The 17,482-nt window shown below is 36.7% G+C and carries 16 protein-coding genes and 1 riboswitch; of the genes, 12 read left to right on the top strand and 4 right to left on the bottom strand.

What is annotated here, in order from left to right:
* Positions 1-42: 42 nt before the first annotated feature.
* Together NSS71_RS18460 and NSS71_RS18455 are read right to left on the bottom strand one after the other, a co-directional pair.
* The gene (locus NSS71_RS18460) at positions 43-873 is read right to left on the bottom strand and encodes an ABC transporter permease (RefSeq protein ID WP_341151903.1); all 831 of its coding nucleotides are present in this window, start codon (positions 871-873) and stop codon (positions 43-45) included.
* Complete coding sequence (locus tag NSS71_RS18455) at positions 870-2,066, bottom strand: quaternary amine ABC transporter ATP-binding protein (RefSeq protein WP_061796978.1); 1,197 nt, start codon at positions 2,064-2,066, stop codon at positions 870-872. The genes NSS71_RS18460 and NSS71_RS18455 overlap by 4 nt, the downstream gene beginning before the upstream one ends.
* A gap of 615 nt (positions 2,067-2,681) precedes the next feature.
* On the opposite strand from NSS71_RS18455, the gene NSS71_RS18450 reads away from it, so the two are divergent.
* Positions 2,682-3,764 (top strand): NAD(P)/FAD-dependent oxidoreductase, encoded by a 1,083-nt coding sequence (locus tag NSS71_RS18450; RefSeq protein WP_061796976.1) that lies wholly within the window; start codon positions 2,682-2,684, stop codon positions 3,762-3,764.
* A 197-nt stretch (positions 3,765-3,961) separates the two neighbouring features.
* Here the strand turns inward: NSS71_RS18450 and NSS71_RS18445 are convergent, their stop codons facing one another.
* Positions 3,962-4,759 carry a hypothetical protein gene (locus NSS71_RS18445; RefSeq protein WP_341151902.1) on the bottom strand — a complete coding sequence of 266 codons (798 nt, stop codon included), beginning with the start codon at positions 4,757-4,759 and terminating at the stop codon, positions 3,962-3,964.
* A gap of 484 nt (positions 4,760-5,243) precedes the next feature.
* On the opposite strand from NSS71_RS18445, the gene NSS71_RS18440 reads away from it, so the two are divergent.
* The 6 genes from NSS71_RS18440 (at position 5,244) to NSS71_RS18415 (ending at position 10,409) form a co-directional block, all read left to right on the top strand.
* Positions 5,244-6,416, top strand: coding sequence for an ABC transporter substrate-binding protein (locus NSS71_RS18440; RefSeq protein ID WP_047940875.1), 1,173 nt, complete (start codon positions 5,244-5,246; stop codon positions 6,414-6,416).
* A 179-nt stretch (positions 6,417-6,595) separates the two neighbouring features.
* Complete coding sequence (locus NSS71_RS18435) at positions 6,596-7,471, top strand: branched-chain amino acid ABC transporter permease (protein ID WP_047940874.1); 876 nt, start codon at positions 6,596-6,598, stop codon at positions 7,469-7,471.
* 12 nt (positions 7,472-7,483) lie between these two features.
* The gene (locus NSS71_RS18430) at positions 7,484-8,419 is read left to right on the top strand and encodes a branched-chain amino acid ABC transporter permease (protein ID WP_047940873.1); all 936 of its coding nucleotides are present in this window, start codon (positions 7,484-7,486) and stop codon (positions 8,417-8,419) included.
* Positions 8,412-9,194, top strand: a complete 783-nt coding sequence (locus tag NSS71_RS18425) for an ABC transporter ATP-binding protein (RefSeq protein WP_047940872.1) — start codon at positions 8,412-8,414, stop codon at positions 9,192-9,194. The genes NSS71_RS18430 and NSS71_RS18425 overlap by 8 nt, the downstream gene beginning before the upstream one ends.
* Positions 9,194-9,901: an ABC transporter ATP-binding protein gene (locus NSS71_RS18420; RefSeq protein WP_061796971.1), complete on the top strand. Its 708-nt coding sequence runs from the start codon at positions 9,194-9,196 to the stop codon at positions 9,899-9,901. The genes NSS71_RS18425 and NSS71_RS18420 overlap by 1 nt, the downstream gene beginning before the upstream one ends.
* A gap of 181 nt (positions 9,902-10,082) precedes the next feature.
* The gene (locus NSS71_RS18415) at positions 10,083-10,409 is read left to right on the top strand and encodes an MGMT family protein (RefSeq protein WP_047940870.1); all 327 of its coding nucleotides are present in this window, start codon (positions 10,083-10,085) and stop codon (positions 10,407-10,409) included.
* A 97-nt stretch (positions 10,410-10,506) separates the two neighbouring features.
* On the opposite strand, the gene NSS71_RS18410 is transcribed toward NSS71_RS18415, so the two are convergent.
* Positions 10,507-11,457, bottom strand: coding sequence for an L-lactate dehydrogenase (locus NSS71_RS18410; RefSeq protein ID WP_061797281.1), 951 nt, complete (start codon positions 11,455-11,457; stop codon positions 10,507-10,509).
* A 363-nt stretch (positions 11,458-11,820) separates the two neighbouring features.
* A riboswitch (TPP riboswitch) is annotated at positions 11,821-11,920 on the top strand.
* Between the two features lie 130 nt (positions 11,921-12,050).
* Between NSS71_RS18410 and tenA the strand changes: the two genes are divergently transcribed.
* From tenA to treP, 5 genes are all read left to right on the top strand, one after another.
* Positions 12,051-12,737 (top strand): thiaminase II, encoded by a 687-nt coding sequence (gene tenA / locus NSS71_RS18405; RefSeq protein WP_047941041.1) that lies wholly within the window; start codon positions 12,051-12,053, stop codon positions 12,735-12,737.
* Complete coding sequence (locus tag NSS71_RS18400; RefSeq protein WP_047940868.1) at positions 12,734-13,330, top strand: ECF transporter S component; 597 nt, start codon at positions 12,734-12,736, stop codon at positions 13,328-13,330. Before tenA ends, NSS71_RS18400 begins: the two co-directional genes overlap by 4 nt.
* Complete coding sequence (locus NSS71_RS18395) at positions 13,308-14,921, top strand: ABC transporter ATP-binding protein (protein ID WP_336044699.1); 1,614 nt, start codon at positions 13,308-13,310, stop codon at positions 14,919-14,921. The genes NSS71_RS18400 and NSS71_RS18395 overlap by 23 nt, the downstream gene beginning before the upstream one ends.
* Positions 14,887-15,621 carry an energy-coupling factor transporter transmembrane component T family protein gene (locus NSS71_RS18390; RefSeq protein ID WP_095258348.1) on the top strand — a complete coding sequence of 245 codons (735 nt, stop codon included), beginning with the start codon at positions 14,887-14,889 and terminating at the stop codon, positions 15,619-15,621. Before NSS71_RS18395 ends, NSS71_RS18390 begins: the two co-directional genes overlap by 35 nt.
* Before the next feature lie 282 nt (positions 15,622-15,903).
* Positions 15,904-17,337 carry a PTS system trehalose-specific EIIBC component gene (treP, locus tag NSS71_RS18385; RefSeq protein WP_095320417.1) on the top strand — a complete coding sequence of 478 codons (1,434 nt, stop codon included), beginning with the start codon at positions 15,904-15,906 and terminating at the stop codon, positions 17,335-17,337.
* Positions 17,338-17,482: the final 145 nt, after the last annotated feature.

Here is a 17,482-nt window from a genome sequence, read left to right as displayed (position 1 = left end):
GTATACTTCCTTTCTCCTGTTAATTTGGTAGATTGTTTGTTTTTATGCTTTTTTTCCTAATCCCTGCGTTATTCGATCCAGGATGATGGCGAGAACAACAATCCCAAGTCCACCGGTAAGACCTAATCCAACATTTACACTAGAGATACCGGATAAAACAGTGCTTCCTAGTCCAGGAGAACCAATCATAGATGCAATAACAGCCATGGATAATGCCAACATAATAGTTTGGTTAATTCCAGCCATAATGGTTGGAATAGCATTAGGTAACTGAACTTTTACGAGCAGCTGCCAAGAAGTAGAACCAAAAGCTTTAGCAGCTTCTACGATATCAGCGGGAACTTGTTTAATGGCCAAGCTTGTCATACGGACTGCTGGTGGAGTAGCGAAAACGAAGGTAGAGATAACAGCTGGAACTTCTCCTAAACCAAAGAGTAGAATAGCAGGGATTAAATACACAAAACTAGGTAGTGTTTGCATGAAATCAAGTAATGGTCGGATAATATGATCCAATGTTCGATTTTTAGCAGTGAATATTCCTAAGGGAACCCCAACAACAATGGAGAAAAAGGTTGCTACAATAACAATAGATAGAGTTTGCATAGCACCTGTCCATAGACCTACCGAACTTAAGTAAAGAGCACCAATAATGGTAAAAAGAGCTATTCCTTTTCCCGCAAGGCGCCAAGCTAAAAGTGCTAAAAGGATTGCTATTACTTCAGCAGGGATAAAGGTGAATAAATTGGTGACAGCATTTATAAGTATGCTTAACACTCCGCTGAAGGAGTTGAAAAAGTCACCTAAAACCGGCAGCAGCCAATTGTCTACAAATTGATTTGTCCATTTTTCTAATGGAAAGAAGAAGTAGTTCATATGATAGCCTCCTTTTGTTCTTTTCCGAGAATTAGTCCAGACAATATAGAGACTCGAACGATGATTCCTAACAATCTATTATTTTCTGTAACGGCAATAGGGAATTTTGATTCTGCCGCAACTCCAATTAAATCATTTAATGGGGTATCGTATGTAGTAGAATGGAAGTCGTGTTCTAATACGTCTTCAACCCACTTATTTTCCTTATAGGCATTAATGGCAGCATCAATAGTAAGAATGCCTTTTAGCTGTTTATCCTTATCTACTACGAAGATACTGGATAGACCGGCTTCTTCCATTTTTCTTACGGCCATCCTTGGACCATCTTTCCAAGTGGTAATAAGATCGGGCTGTTTCATAATTTGACCAGCAACTAACACTTTCGAACGATCAACATCTTCTACAAATGTCGATACATAGTCATTCGCTGGATTTTCCAAAATTTCTTCAGCTGTCCCTAACTGTACAATCGAGCCATTTTTCATGATGGCAATACGATCACCGAGCTTAAGAGCCTCATCTAAGTCGTGAGTGATAAAAATAATTGTTTTTCCTAGCTTGTTTTGTAAACGGATAAGTTCATCTTGCATTTCTTTGCGAATAAGTGGATCTAAGGCACTGAATGCTTCATCCATTAGAAGAATATCGCTATCATTTGCTAATGCTCTAGCAAGACCTACCCGTTGCTGCATCCCGCCGCTAAGTTGATGAGGGAAACTTGCCTCATAGCCTTTTAGGCCAACATCATGAATGGCTTTAATAGCCTTTTTTGAACGATCACTCTTCGGATGTCCTTGGATTTCTAAACCATATTCAACATTTTCTTGCACAGTTCGATTTGGAAATAACGCAAAATTCTGAAAAACCATGCTGAGCTTTTTACGTCGTATATCAATAAGTTCCTTTTTATTCATGGTAGTAATGTTTTTCCCGTCAATTAGCACTTCACCTGAAGTTGGCTCAATCAGTCGGTTAATAAGACGTATAAGAGTAGATTTTCCACTGCCGGATAATCCCATTATGACAAAGAATTCTCCTTGTTTTACTTGGAAAGAGGCATTATCAACACCAATTGTCATTCCAGTTTCTTTCAGTATTTTTGTTTTATCTTCGCCAGCCTGTAGTCTTTTCAGCCCTTCTTTTGGGTTTCCCCCAAATATTTTTGTAAGATTTTTAATTTCAATTTTAGGCATTAATCACTTCTCCTTCTTTTTTATTTAGGAGAATTTCCGAATATGGATAAATAAATAGGAAATAAAAAATAAAACTGATTATTTTTAGAGGAATAGTGGGAATTAAACCAGTATTATGGCAATACATTTAGTGGAACTTTGGGTAAAAATTAGTTTGATATAGTATTACTTGCTTGTTGTTACTCCCAGTATGGCAATGGGACTTATCCATATCCTTCTCCTGTAGAGTCCTTCTTATTATATAAAACAAATAATAGGCAGTGCAAACGTGAAAATATAGCATATCCTGTTTATATCGTTCGTAAAGTTTTTTCTGATTAAATTAAATATACTGAATACTTATAAATACTACCTTATTCACTAAATAACTCTAGATTCTGACTTTTAGTTTATAAAAAGCAAGTACGATCTAAAACTGGCAGTTAGTTCTATATTCTAAGTAAAGAGATTGTTTTATTTCACAAAATGTTGTTTAAAAGTTACTAGATAGGATTGAAAAAATTCCAAAAACAAGGTAGTATGTAAATGAGAATGATAATCAATTTAACTAATAAACTGAATGAGTTAATCATATATAGATAGTATAAAACTTTCAATATAGGAGTGAGCGGGTTAATGGATCATACAGAACTATTCGATGTGACGATAATTGGCGGCGGGCCAGCAGGTCTATATTCTGCTTTTTATAGTGGGCTTAGAGAAATGAAGACAAAAGTTATTGAATTTTTACCACAGTTAGGCGGAAAGCTGCATTTATATCCAGAGAAAATGATCTGGGATGTTGGCGGCATCACTCCAATGCCAGGGGAAAGGTTGAGAGAACAGCTTGTCCAACAGGGACTGACCTTTAACCCAGAAGTAGTGACAAATACGAAGATTCATTCTATCTCCAAAAATGAGGAAGGAATTTTCTTGCTGGAAACAGACTCAGGAGAAGTTCATTATTCCAAAACAGTCATTGTGGCGGTAGGAAGCGGAATCGTCACTCCGCAAAAATTAAAAATTGAAGGTGCCGAAAGATTCGAAGTGGCAAACCTAAACTATACGGTAAAATCCTTAATGCATTTTAGAGATAAAGTAGTTGTTCTTTCTGGAGGCGGAAACTCTGCCGTGGATTGGGCTCTTGAACTAGAGCCGATAGCTAAGAAGGTGTATTTAACATGTAGAAAAGATACACTTGCTGGTCATGAGGCAAAAGCGAGAGAATTGCTAGAAAGCAATGTAGAGTGTTTGTTCCATACCTCTATTACTAAACTGATTGCGAATGAAAATCATGATCGTATTGATTCTGTTGAATTAACGAATACACAATCAGAAGAGGTAAAGACTTTAAAAGTAGATGAAGTAGTTATCAATCATGGCTATGAAATGGATTCGTCGCTTTTAAAAAATAGTAAATTAAAAATTGACATGCTTGAAGATTTCTACATAGCAGGTAATGCTAATAGTGAGACATCTGTGCCAGGAATATTTGCTGCTGGAGATATTCTAAAGCATGAAGGTAAAGTCCATTTAATTGCCGGTGCTTTTCAAGACGCAGCAAATGCAGTCAATAAAGCTAAATTATATATTCAGCCAGAGGCAAGTAATAGCGCAATGGTCTCTTCACATAATGAACTATTTGAAGAGAAGAATAAAGAATTAATAAAAAATATGATTCAATGCGATGATTGTTCAGTAATGAAAATACGAGCTTGATTTCAATTGATCGCTACTTGGTCCACATTTTTATTGCATAGACAAAAGATCTATTGGAGAAGACGGATTTCCGCTTATCCAATAGATCTTTTTTGTTAGATGGGAAAAGTAGCGAGCTTTGGCTGATTTCTCAATTTTGGCTGAAAAGCATCAAGCTTTGACTGGAACCCAGTGATTTTCACTAAAAGTAATACGAATTATTCTGTTGAGACAGTCATCATTAAAGCATTTATTGGTACTTCTCCCGTTTCTATAGTATAAACAATATTTCCTTCTTCCCATCTCGCCATATACTCTACTTTATCAGCATTTTCCGGATAATTTACTTCTATTCTTCCATTTTCCTGTGGGACGGGCAGAGCATTTTCCTCCAAAAAGTCCACCATTTTTCTTGCGATATCAGTAGTGTCTAACTTATCAGCAGAAATTGATTTAATTTGTAACACCCATCGTCCCTCTTTCCAAAGTAAATACGAACTTCCCGCTGCTCCTTCCTTCATTCCAGTAATTTGATGTCCCAAATCTACCTTCATTTCATCTGGTATTGAATCTAATGAAACCTCGGGAAAAAGCTTCTCTTGTTTGTTTTTATCATGGGATGTTTCTGCTTTAAAAGTAGCAAGCAAATTATCATTTGTATCTAAAGATTTATCATTGATGGAGACAGGTTCTTGCGTTCGATAGAATGATATAGAATATTGGTCTGTTTCATTTTTATTAATTTTAGCTCCCATATATTCAGAATCAGTAATCGGAAATTTCATCGGTAATTTATTATCTTGCATCTTGAGCATAGAGCGAATTTCTTTCATCTGTTCATTGTTTGATGGGGATTTCTCCATATTTTGTTCCTTTTCCGTATTAGCTTTAGCTTGTCCAGCTGCGTCTGCTTTCTCCGCTGTCGACAGATTTGATTGACTTTCGGCTGATCCATTGGAGCAGCCGCTTGCAATAAGTGAAAAGATAAAGAGTGAAGAAAATAGAAATTTTTTCATACATCGTACTCCTTTCTATGCCTTATTAATACTGTATATTCCCTAAAATAAGAAAAAAATGAGTTATATTAAAAAATTTAAAAAATTTATGAATAAATTTTCAGGGTGGAAAGTCGCATTTGTGTAAGAAAAAGTAACTTATATTCATGGTGAATATTGATGAATTGTTAAGTGTACATGGAAACCAAATTATTATGGTAAAAAAACTAACAAAAAGAAGATGATTTATTTTATTCCTAATAGAATTGTTAGAAAAAATTTGAAATTTATTTCTTTAAATGTTATAAAATATAACATTATGGTGAAGTTTGTCGGGTATTGATTATTTTTGTCTAGTTCGTTATGATTAATTTCGCAATATAAAAATGATTCGAATAGTCTGACTAGTCAAATTATGATTCGGTAAGCACTTATATTTAATATGTAGTGTCATTTTCTTCCTATTGTCAGAATAATCAAACAAAGTAAAAAGAGGAGAATTAGTATGAAGAAAAAATTAAGTCTTTTAATAACAGCTTCTACATTGGCTGCTGGAATATTGGCTGGGTGTAGTGCTGGTGGTAAAAATGCATCAAAAGAGGATGAATTTAAGGTTGGAGTAAATCTGGAGCTTTCTGGAGCTGTTGCATCATATGGACAATCATTAGAAAGCGGTATTGATTTAGCTATTAAAGAGATTAATGCAGATGGTGGAATAGATGGCAAGAAAATAGTTCCTGTTAAGGTAGATAATAAATCTGATTTAACGGAGGCAACTAATGGTGCATTGAAGCTAATCGACCAAGATAAGGTTTCAGCAATTATAGGTGCGGCTACGAGTGGTGATACAGTAGCACAAGTGCAAATAGCCAATGATAAGCAAACAGTCTTATTAACTCCATCGGGTACAGCACCAAACGTTACGGTTAATGAGGATGGAAAGCTAAATGAGTATGCATTCCGTACATCCTTTATTGATCCTTTCCAAGGAAATGTGGCTGCAAATTTTGCTATTAATGATTTGAAAATCAAAAATGCTGCCATTTATGCTGATAGTGCAAGTGATTATGCAAAAGGATTAGCTGCAGCATTTAAAGAGACATTTACAGCTGCTGGTGGAAAAATAGTATCAGAAGAATCTTATGTTGCAAAAGATACAGATTTTAGCGCGACATTAACGAGAATTAAAGGGAAGAATCCAGAGTTTGTGTTTATTCCTGGCTATTATGAAGAAGTTGGCTTAATTATTAAGCAAGCGCGCGAAATGGGTATAACAGCTCCTTTTATGGGTGCTGATGGCTGGGATTCTCCAAAATTAATTGATTTAGCAGGAGCAAAGAACTTAAATAATACGTTTATTACAAACCACTATTCTTCGGAAGATCCAGATGAGAAAATTCAAAAGTTTGTTTCAGCATTTAAGGACGAATACGGAAAAAGCCCAGATGCATTTAATGCTTTAGGTTATGATTCTGTTTATCTATTAAAAGATGCTGCTGAAAGAGCAGGAAGTACTGATTCGGATAAGATTAAAGAAGAATTGGCAAAAACAAAAGATTTATCGTTGATCACTGGGATAGTGACAATCGATGAAAATCATAACCCAATCAAATCAGCAACAGTTTTAGAATATCAAGATGGAAAACAAGTATTTAAAACAAAGGTTGATCCAAAATAAGACTTGGTGGATGGGGAGGGAGAGCCTCCCTATTTTCCATGGAAAGAAAATTAGAGATAAAAGAATGATAGAGATAGAGAGTATGAACAAAAACGTTTTTTATAAGAATTAATTAGCAGTAGGCTATGTGAAAAGTTATTGCATTGACGCATGCTTAGCAAAAGGGAGTGAATAAATAGATGGAATGGATACAACAGCTAGTTAACGGCATTTCCTTGGGAAGTATATATGCTCTTATCGCCTTAGGATATACGATGGTATATGGAATCATTAAACTTATTAACTTTGCTCATGGCGATGTATTTATGGTTGGAGCATTTATTGGCTTTTATGCTATTACTGGTTGGGGACTTAGTTTTTTTCCAGCTTTGATTGTTTCCATGATTGCTTGTGCTATCTTTGGGATTATCATTGAAAGAATTGCATATAAACGGTTGAGAAATGCGACAAGAATCGCTGCCCTAATTACAGCAATCGGGGTTTCTTTATTAATCGAGTATGTTTTTATTTATTTTAGAGGTGCGGGCTTAGAAACCTATCCAAGCGTTTTGCCAACAAAGACATTTGATGTGTTTGGTGCACAAATTACAAGTAAGTCCCTAATTATTTTAGGAACGTCGGTTGGATTAATGTTGATTTTGCAATTTATCGTTCATAAAACGAAGACAGGAAAAGCAATGCGGGCGGTTTCTCATGATATAGACGCTGCAAGATTAATGGGGATTAATGTAGACCGGACTATTTCCGCTACTTTTGCCATTGGTTCTGCTTTAGCGGGAGCAGCAGGCGTTATTTTCGGCGCTTATTACACAAAAATTGAACCACTAATGGGAGTTATTCCAGGATTAAAGGCATTCGTTGCAGCTGTTTTAGGGGGAATAGGAATTATTCCAGGAGCGATGATTGGCGGACTTATCTTAGGGGTAGTTGAGACGGTTGTTAGTGCTTTAGGTTTTTCTTTATGGAGAGATGCTGCGGCTTTTATTATTTTAATTTTGATTCTTATCTTTAAACCATCAGGTATTCTTGGTAAGAATACAAAAGAGAAAGTGTAGGTGACTGGAAGGATGAAAAAATCAAAAGCTTTTTGGATATTCCTTATACTGTCCGCACTTATTTACGGCGTAATTCAGTTCCTGATGACTGGCGGCTGGATTGACACTTTATACAGCAATATGATTATTTTAATGGCTATCAATATTATGCTGGCAGTTAGCTTGCATCTTGTCATAGGAATTACCGGACAATTTTCAATTGGTCATGCTGGCTTTTTGGCGGTAGGGGCATACGTATCAGCAATTGCAACGATGAAGTTTCAAATGCCTTTTCCAATTGCTATTTTAGCTGGTGGAATTGTTGCCGCACTAGCTGGACTGTTAGTTGGAATTCCAACCTTGCGATTAAGAGGCGATTATTTAGCCATTGCCACATTAGGATTTGCAGAAATTATTCGGATTTTCTTCTTAAATATCGATTATGTCGGTGGGGCAGCGGGAATGCAGATTACTCATTTGACTACTTGGACAAGTACGTTTATTTGTTTATTTATTACTATTCTAGTCATTGTTAATTTTACTAATTCAAGACATGGCCGTGCAGCCATTGCAATTAGGGAAAATGAAATTGCGGCAGATGCAATGGGAATTAACACAACTTATTATAAGGTTGCCGCTTTTGCACTAGGGTCTTTATTCGCTGGGGTAGCCGGTGCGCTTCAAGCTCATAACTTTTATATTATTAACCCAACTAACTTTGGATTTTTAAAGTCCTTTGATATTTTGATTTACGTGGTCCTTGGAGGATTAGGGAGTTTATCAGGATCTGTTATTGCAGCAAGCTTCTTGACCATTATTTCTACTTATCTTCAAGATTATCCAGAAACGAGAATGATTATATATAGCCTTGTTTTAGTAATCGTCATGCTCTATCGTCCAAAAGGATTAATGGGAACAAAGGAAATTACAGATTTGTTTAAACGCAAAGGAGGTAATTCCAATGACTAAGCAGGAACCTTTATTGCAAATGAAAAATGTAGGTATTTCTTTTGGAGGCTTAAAAGCAGTGTCCGCGATTGATGTAGAGCTCAATCAAGGAGAGTTAATTGGACTAATAGGTCCGAATGGAGCGGGGAAAACGACTACCTTCAACATGTTAACTGGTGTATATGCGCCAACAGAAGGAGAAATTCTTTTTGACGGAAAAAGTTTAAAGGGGTTGCAGCCTTTTCAGGTAACACGTAGAGGGATTAGTAGAACCTTTCAAAATATACGTTTATTTGAAGAACTATCTGTTTTAGATAATGTAAAGGTAGCTTACCATTCTTTGGCTAAGCACTCTATGCTAAGCAGTATTTTGCGGTTCCCTTCCCACTTTAAAGGGGAGAAGGAGATGGAGGAAAAATCAATAGAGTTTCTTAAGATTTTTCAACTCGACCGTTATATGAAGGAAAAAGCGAAAAATCTCCCGTACGGTCAGCAGCGCCGTTTAGAGATAGCAAGAGCTTTAGCGGCGGGTCCTAAATTGTTGCTATTGGATGAACCTGCTGCAGGGATGAATCCTCAGGAAACACATGAACTGATGGAATTGATTGCCTTTATTCGCAAAAAGTTTCAGCTGACCATTTTACTTATAGAGCATGATATGCCTCTTGTTATGGGGATTTGTGAGCGGATTTATGTTTTGGATCATGGGCAATTAATTGCAGAGGGAACACCTGAAGTGATTAGAAATCATCCAAAAGTAATCGAAGCTTATTTAGGAGAGGAGGTTGCTGAATAATGCTTCATATAAAGGATCTAAATGTATACTATGGAAATATTCAGGCATTAAAAGGAGTAACGCTTGATATTAAGGAAGGAGAAATAGTAACGCTTATTGGTGCGAATGGTGCGGGGAAAAGTACATTATTAAAGACATTATCCGGTCTTATCAAGCCCAAAAAGGGTTCTATAGAATATTTAGGCAAGTCTATTGCAGGAAAGCCTGCACAATCGATTGTAAAGGCAGGTATGTCACATGTTCCAGAGGGAAGACGTGTTTTTTCTAATATGACTGTGGAGGAAAATCTTGAACTAGGTGCCTTTTTACGAAAAGATAAACAGGAAATTCAGAAGAATTTACAAAAGGTTTATGAGATTTTTCCGCGGTTATTTGAAAGAAAAAAACAATTAGCTGGTACTTTATCTGGTGGAGAACAACAAATGCTGGCAATGGGAAGAGCTATAATGGCAAAACCGAAATTGCTTCTTTTAGATGAACCCTCCATGGGATTAGCACCGATTATTGTTCGTACCATCTTTCAGGTTATTCAAGAAATTAATGAAGAAGGAACGACGGTTTTATTAGTGGAGCAAAATGCTCATATGGCATTATCGATTGCACATAGAGGATATGTCATTGAAACAGGAAAAGTGGTTTTATCAGGATCTGCACAAGAATTACAGGAAAGTGATGAATTAAAGCAGGCTTATTTGGGTGGGCATTAATAGTAGATTTGGAAGAACTGGTTATTCACTGGAATAACAGTTCTTTTTTTATTTCTTGAAGAATCTCCCGGTTGAATCAACATTTCATCTATTTCTCTCTTGCTCTATCATAAATGACAGATACGCTTTTTAAGTGGAAAAGAATTTTGTTAGAATAGTAGTAAATATAGGAGGATAGATGATGAACCCTTTTACAAAAAAAGCAGTGGAGATTATTACAGATATTCCAGAAGGAAAAGTAATGACCTATGGACAAATAGCTGCTGTGGCTGGAAGCCCTCGGGCAGCAAGACAAGTTGTTAGAGTTCTTCATACCTTATCAGAAAAATACCAACTTCCTTGGCATAGAGTGCTTAATAGTAAAGGCTGTATTGGATTAAGCGGTGAACATGGCCAGCTTCAAAGAAGATTGCTAGAAGCAGAGGGAATTGTATTTCAGCAAAACGGATCGCTTAATTTAAGAGAATATGGATATGAACCGCTGAATTTTATCGATGAACAGATTTAATAGTTGTAGACTAATAGAAGATATTGCTAAACTAGCTGAATTTATAAAATGCAGCAAAAAGCCTATTACGACAGCAGCAATAGGCTTTTATCACTTATTAATTTAGAGCTGATCTCATTGTTTGTTGTAAAACTTCGACAGAATGATTAAATTGTTCTGTTTCTTTTTCATTTAATTCTAGCTCCAGTACTTCACGGATTCCTTGGCGGTTAATAATGGCAGGTACACCAATATAGATGTCTTTATGACCATATTCCCCATCTAGGTATGCAGATACTGGTAAAATAGAGTTCTCATTGCCAAGAATAGCTTTTGTAATGCGGACAAGTGACATGCCGATTCCATAATAAGTGGCACCTTTTCGTTCAATAATATGATAAGCTGCATCGCGAACGTTAATGAAAAGCTCATCTAAGTCTTTTTGAGAGTATTTATCATTTTTAGCAAGCTTTGTTTCAATGCTTTCTAATCCAATCGTTGTACTGCTCCATACAGGCAGTTCCGTATCTCCATGCTCACCGATAATAGCAGCATGGATGTTTCGTGTATCAACGTCGAAATACTCACCTAGCATATAGCGGAAACGGGCAGAATCTAATGTGGTTCCAGAACCGATTACGCGTTCCTTCGGAAGACCAGACTCTTTCCAAACCACGTAAGTCAGAATATCAACAGGGTTTGTCGCAATTAAATAAATTCCATCAAAACCGCTAGCAGTAATTTCTTTCACAATACTTTTAAAAATAGCTGTATTTTTGGCAACTAAGTCTAAACGAGTTTCTCCTGGTTTTTGAGGTAGACCGGCAGTAATGACAATTAAATCAGCTTCTCCACAGTCTGAATAGTCGCCAGCCCAGACTTTCGTTGGTGCTGGGGCAAATGGGATACCATGATTTAAATCCATTGCTTCCCCTTCAGCTCTTTCTTTGTTGACATCAATCAAAACGAGTTCTTCTGTAATGCCTTGATTAATTAATGAATAAGCATAGCTGCATCCTACAGCACCTGTACCAATTAAAACGACGCGGTTAATATTTTGCTGTTTCATTTTTTTTGCAACTCCCTTTTTCTAAATAGATTAATAGTTTTAAAGCTATTTATTGCTAAATGGAGAACAAATTCGTTAATCATTTACTGTGTTGTTACTTTTCTCCATAATATCTTAGAGTTCTTTCTTTTGTAAAATGTTATTACTGTTTATATAGTGATTATACACTTAAACTTTGTGAAAAACATCACATAAATATGTCTATTTTGTGAAAGTTTCTAAAAAATCATCGATTACATTTCGCTTATATTATAAAATTTTCCCTTTTGAAACGAAGGATAAACAGAATAATCAAAAAGTATCGGTGAATAATGATTGACAAAAATTATATTTATTCGGTAATGTAGTAAGTAACTGAATAGGAAAATCCACTAGGGGAGCCTTTTTGGCTGAGACAAGATTATTTGGACCCTTTGAACCTGATCTAGTTCATACTAGCGTAGGAAAGTGGAGTCGGCCCATTGAATATTAGTGTTTTATTTATTCATTATAAAGCCACTCCATTTTTGGAGTGGCTTTTTTGTATAGCAAAGTTACTCCATATTTTCCTTTTCAGCAAAAATTATCAGGAACAAAAGAAGGAGGAAATGGAAATGAGTTTTTCACAAAAATTACGTGCACAGGCTGAACCAATCTTTCAGGCGATTATGGAACATCCATTTGTGCAAGGAATTGGTAAAGGGGATTTAAAGAAAGAGCAGCTTATACATTATGTGAAACAAGACTTTGAATATTTAAATGCTTTTATGAAAATTTATGGATTGGCGATTTCAAAAAGCACGAACAGAAAAGACATGGAGCTATTTAATAACCAAATTTCCTTTGTGCTTCATAGTGAGATACATCCTCATAATAATTTTTGCGAGGTAGCAGGTGTTAAATACGAAGACCTACAAGGATTCCCAGTAGCTCCCTCTGCTCACCATTATATTCGCCATATGCTAACAGTTGCACATCAAGGTGGAATTGCTGATATTATCGCGGTGCTTTTACCTTGCCCATGGACGTATGTAGAAATCGGGAAAAAACTTTTAGAAGAGGTAAACCCAGATAGTAGCCATCCTTTTTATGACTGGATCCATTTTTATGGGGATGGCCCTATGACAGTTACTACTCCGCTTTGTCAGCGATTAGATGAACTTGCTGAAACACTTAATGAAGAACAGAAGGAAAAGTTAATGGAATACTTTTTATTAAGCTGTCAGCTAGAATATAAGTTTTGGGATATGGCATACCATGTGGAGGAGTGGCCAGTAAAGACGTTTGAGGTGTCTATATGAACTGGAAAGTTAAAGAGGTTGTCTTACTAGTAGTGATTGCCGTGGCATGCGGTGTTCTCTATATGGGCTGGTCCACTTTATGGCTCCCTATCTCAGCGCTTGTCGGCCCTGTTGGTGCTAACTTTATGTTTGGCATATGGGTGATAGCCAGCCCGATAGTTGCTTTTATTCTGCAGAAGCCAGGAGCTGCTTTAATAGCAGAGGTAGTAGCAGCTTCGGTCGAGCTCTTGATTGGCAGTCACTTTGGTTTATCAGCCCTTTTGATCGGCGTATTCCAAGGAGTCGGGGCAGAAATAGCATTTGCGATATTCCGTTATAAAAAATATCATGTTTCTGTCTTAATGTTATCTGGAGGGTTGGCTGCTTGTGGAAGCATGCTTTATAGCCTTCTAGCAAATGGTTTTTCCTATTATACGACGACAACACTTATATTAACCTTTGTTATTCAAGTAATAAGTGGTCTTATTTTGGGTGGACTATTAGCAAAGGCAATTGTAGAGGGGCTGGGAAAAACAGGAGTCTTAAAGGGCTATGCGATTTCTAAAGTGAATCGAAAAAAGGAGAGTAATGATGAGTTCATTGTTAGGATGTAACCATCTGTCTGTGCGCTTCTTGGAGGATAAGGAACCTGTCCTCCAAGAAGTGACACTACATATTAATCAAGGAGAAAAAGTATTAATCCTAGGTCCAAGCGGCAGTGGAAAATCTACTATTCTATCTGTTTTAGCGGGCATTATTCCAGAACATATTGAAGCATATGTATCGGGAGAAGTGATTAGGAGAAAAAGCACAGGGGTTCTTTTCCAAAATCCTGATACCCAGTTTTGCATGCAGCATGTTGATGAAGAAATTGCCTTTAGTCTCGAAAATAGAAAGGTACCCAGGGAAGAAATGGATGCTATTATTTTTGAACTTCTTGAAAAGGTAGGACTAACAATAGAGCCACATACTCCTATTGCAAATCTTTCAGGGGGAATGAAACAGCGTCTAGCACTGGCCTGCCTTTTAGCATTGGAGCCAGAGGTGCTTTTTTTAGATGAACCAACAGCACAGCTAGATCCGGCAGGTAGAAAAGAAGTCTTTGAAGTAATGAAAGATACTGCAGCTGGAACTGGGCAAACACTGATAATGGTAGAGCATGTGTTAGATGGCTGTATCGAATGGATGGATCGTGTCATTCTTTTCAATAAAAAAGGGCAAATAATTGCTGACGGCACCCCAGCTATGGTAGTTAAACAATATAAAGCGGAGATGCAAGAGGCAGGTATATGGCTTCCACAAGTTTTTCCACATAAGTGGGAGGATATAATCCAAAATGAAAATCATTCGAGAAGACTAGAATTAATTAAGGCATATGAAAGAAAAAGGACAGCGGCTCTGGAAATAAAACCCGACCCTATTCTGGAAGTGAACAATTTAACAGCAGCTTACCTTAAAGAGAACATTTTAGAAAACATTGAGTTAACCGTAAATAAAGGAGAATGGATTGCTGTTATTGGCAATAATGGTGCGGGAAAAAGCACCTTTTTAAAGCTGCTTGCTCATCTTAAAAAGAGCCAAAAAGGAGACATCCGCTTTCATGGGAAGGATTTGAAAAAGTGGAAAGACAGAGAGCTGTATCAGCACTTAGGGTTTGTATTCCAGAACCCTGAGCTGCAATTTATTACTCAAACGGTTTTTGATGAAATATCATTCTCCGGTCTTCAATATCAATGGGATAAAGCGGCTATTCATAAAAGAACGACAGAGCTTTTGCAGGAATTTGGATTAGAGCCTTATCAAAATCAACATCCTTTCACCCTTAGCTTTGGGCAGAAAAGAAGATTAAGTGTAGCTACGATGCTGTTATTAGATCAAGATATTCTTCTATTAGATGAACCTACCTTTGGGCAAGATGCAAAATCGTCGCATGATTTATTACAGGTTCTTGAAAAAAGAAAGAAAGAGGGAACTTCCATTATTATGGTTACACATGATATGGATATAGTGGATCAATTTGCAGACAAAGTCGTTGTCTTACAACAAAAGAAGCTGGCTTTTGCTGGTCAGCCGTATCTACTTTTTTCGAATCAAGAGCTTTGTAAAAGGCTAGCTATTATCCCTCCTATTCATTATCAATTAATCGCTGATTTAAAGGAGGGTGAAGACAATCAAAAGCAACGAGTCTTATCTATCACATCTTAATCCAGCGATGAAATTAATGACCCATATTATATTAATGGTTATTTTAATGACGATTCAAAGCGTATTTTCGACTGCAGCAATTTGGCTGTATGTGTTAATACTTGGTTTAACATTGGGAGGATGGAAGGGGAAATTTCTTGTTAAAGTGCTTCTCCCATATTCTATTTTTTTTATGCTTACGTTTTGGATGTTAGCGGCGTTTGGAAAAGGAGAAACAGTCGTCTGGAAGTGGGCTTGGTTTCAAGTAACCGAAGAAAGTATCAATAGTGGTTTGCTTATTGCCATGCGGATGCTAGCATTTGTGACAATCGGATTGCTTTTTACAACCACCACGAATTTATACGAATTAATGATGAGTCTTATCCATCAATGGAAATTATCTCCGAAATGGGCATATGGAATGATGGCTGGTTTTCGCTGCATACCGATGTTCCAATCAGATCTTGCCCAATTAAAGGAAGCACATAGGATCCGGGGTTATAAACATAGCGGAACCTGGAAGGCGTTCTTTCGCTATGCAGTTCCCTTGTTAACGCAGGCAATTCGCCGTTCCGAGCAAATGGCGATGGCAATGGAAGTAAGAGGATTTACTGGAGAAAGAGATAGGACATATTTTCAAAAAACTTCTATTATATTATTTGATTATTTATATTTTAGTATGATGCTGGTTATTGCTATTTGTATTGCTGTATTTATATAGGTCTTGGCAGTTCAGGTCTCACATTTATTCATATCTTCGGGAATGTACACCAATAGAAATGAATAAATTGTAGGGATCTGTTTTTTTTAAATAGGAAAACCTGGACAAATAACTTCTTTCTCCCTAATCTCAAATATTTATTTTAATTGTATTGACACTACCTGTATATACAACTATAATGAAAACGTAATCAACACTTGTATATACATGTATTGATTATGCAATAGGAATTATAATCGATTTAATAAATACAGGATAGTATAGTCAAAAGGGGGAAGAACGATGGGGAAGTATACAGAACAGGCAAAAGAACTTCTTGAGCATGTTGGTGGAAGCGGAAACATTTCTGTAGTGACACACTGTGCGACAAGAATGCGCTTTGTTTTAAATGATCCATCTATGGCTGATATTGACAGCATTGAAAAAATCAAGCTTGTAAAAGGAACTTTTACTCAAGCAGGACAATTCCAAGTTATCATTGGTAATGAAGTTTCATCTTTTTACAATGAGTTTATCGCTATTGCGGGAGTAAGTGATACTTCTAAGGATGAAGCGAAAAAGGCAGCGAAACAAAACATGAATTTTCTGCAAAGAATGATTGCCCATTTAGCAGATATCTTTACTCCGCTCATTCCAGCTATTGTTGTTGGAGGATTAATTCTAGGTTTTCGTAATGTTATTGGCGAAATTAAATTAGTGGAGGACGGAACCAAAACTTTAGTAGAAGTATCACAGTTCTGGGCTGGAACAAATAGCTTTTTATGGTTAATAGGAGAAGCGATATTCCACTTCTTGCCTGTCGGAATTACATGGGCAGTTGCAAGAAAGATGGGTGCAACCCCCATTCTTGGAATTGTATTAGGAATTACACTCGTGTCGCCGCAATTATTAAATGCTTATGCAGTAGCTGGAGCAGAAGAAATTCCATTTTGGGATTTTGGGTTTGCAAAAGTAGACATGATTGGGTATCAAGCTCAAGTAATTCCCGCTATTTTAGCAGGTCTATTGCTTTCATTTCTAGAGCTGCGTTTGCGTAAAATCATTCCAAATGCGATTTCGATGATTTTTGTGCCATTCTTTGCATTAGTACCAACTGTATTAATTGCCCATACCGTATTAGGCCCAATTGGATGGACGATTGGTTCTGCCATTTCTGATGTTGTCTATTCTGGACTAACTTCTTCGGTAGGATGGTTATTTGCGGCCATATTTGGCTTTGCTTATGCACCACTTGTTATTACTGGATTACACCATATGACAAATGCTATCGATTTACAATTAATGAGTGTATTTGATGGAACAAATCTATGGCCGATGATTGCTTTATCCAACATTGCCCAAGGATCAGCAGTATTAGCAATGATTTATTTAAATCGTAAAGACGAACAAGAAAAACAAGTATCCGTTCCAGCGGCAATCTCCTGTTACTTAGGCGTTACAGAGCCAGCCATGTTTGGTATTAATTTAAAATATGGCTTCCCATTCTTAGCGGCCATGATTGGTTCGATGGTGGCAGCAGTTATCTCAGTTGGATCAGGAGTTATGGCTCATTCTATTGGGGTAGGAGGATTGCCAGGATTTTTATCTATCAAAGCAGAACATATGCCTACATTTTTAATTGCAATGGTGCTCGCAATTGTTATACCGTTTATTCTGACAATTGTTTTCTCTAAGCTTAATATGGGGAAAGTTTCTTTGAAAAGAGTAAGAGGATAAAATTTTAATAAGTAAGAGTCGAAATAGTATCCCTTAGGAGGGATAACTTCGACTCTTTTTTAGTTTGCGTTCCATTATTTGTACATGGAGAGGTTCTCAAAGCTAATAAAAAAGGATCGGACAAAGGTAATCAAATTCTATTGGT

Source organism: Niallia sp. FSL W8-0951 (genome assembly GCF_038006525.1).
Classification (GTDB): Bacteria; Bacillota; Bacilli; order Bacillales; family Cytobacillaceae; genus Niallia; species Niallia circulans.
This window is presented reverse-complemented; position numbering and strand designations above follow the sequence as displayed.

Bases quoted from the DNA above. Each gene is read 5' to 3' on its own strand.
- NSS71_RS18460 (WP_341151903.1), bottom strand. From the start codon at position 873: ATGAACTACTTCTTCTTTCCATTAGAAAAATGGACAAATCAATTTGTA.
- NSS71_RS18455 (WP_061796978.1), bottom strand. From the start codon at position 2,066: ATGCCTAAAATTGAAATTAAAAATCTTACAAAAATATTTGGGGGAAAC.
- NSS71_RS18450 (WP_061796976.1), top strand. From the start codon at position 2,682: ATGGATCATACAGAACTATTCGATGTGACGATAATTGGCGGCGGGCCA.
- NSS71_RS18445 (WP_341151902.1), bottom strand. From the start codon at position 4,759: ATGAAAAAATTTCTATTTTCTTCACTCTTTATCTTTTCACTTATTGCA.
- NSS71_RS18440 (WP_047940875.1), top strand. From the start codon at position 5,244: ATGAAGAAAAAATTAAGTCTTTTAATAACAGCTTCTACATTGGCTGCT.
- NSS71_RS18435 (WP_047940874.1), top strand. From the start codon at position 6,596: ATGGAATGGATACAACAGCTAGTTAACGGCATTTCCTTGGGAAGTATA.
- NSS71_RS18430 (WP_047940873.1), top strand. From the start codon at position 7,484: ATGAAAAAATCAAAAGCTTTTTGGATATTCCTTATACTGTCCGCACTT.
- NSS71_RS18425 (WP_047940872.1), top strand. From the start codon at position 8,412: ATGACTAAGCAGGAACCTTTATTGCAAATGAAAAATGTAGGTATTTCT.
- NSS71_RS18420 (WP_061796971.1), top strand. From the start codon at position 9,194: ATGCTTCATATAAAGGATCTAAATGTATACTATGGAAATATTCAGGCA.
- NSS71_RS18415 (WP_047940870.1), top strand. From the start codon at position 10,083: ATGAACCCTTTTACAAAAAAAGCAGTGGAGATTATTACAGATATTCCA.
- NSS71_RS18410 (WP_061797281.1), bottom strand. From the start codon at position 11,457: ATGAAACAGCAAAATATTAACCGCGTCGTTTTAATTGGTACAGGTGCT.
- tenA (WP_047941041.1), top strand. From the start codon at position 12,051: ATGAGTTTTTCACAAAAATTACGTGCACAGGCTGAACCAATCTTTCAG.
- NSS71_RS18400 (WP_047940868.1), top strand. From the start codon at position 12,734: ATGAACTGGAAAGTTAAAGAGGTTGTCTTACTAGTAGTGATTGCCGTG.
- NSS71_RS18395 (WP_336044699.1), top strand. From the start codon at position 13,308: ATGAGTTCATTGTTAGGATGTAACCATCTGTCTGTGCGCTTCTTGGAG.
- treP (WP_095320417.1), top strand. From the start codon at position 15,904: ATGGGGAAGTATACAGAACAGGCAAAAGAACTTCTTGAGCATGTTGGT.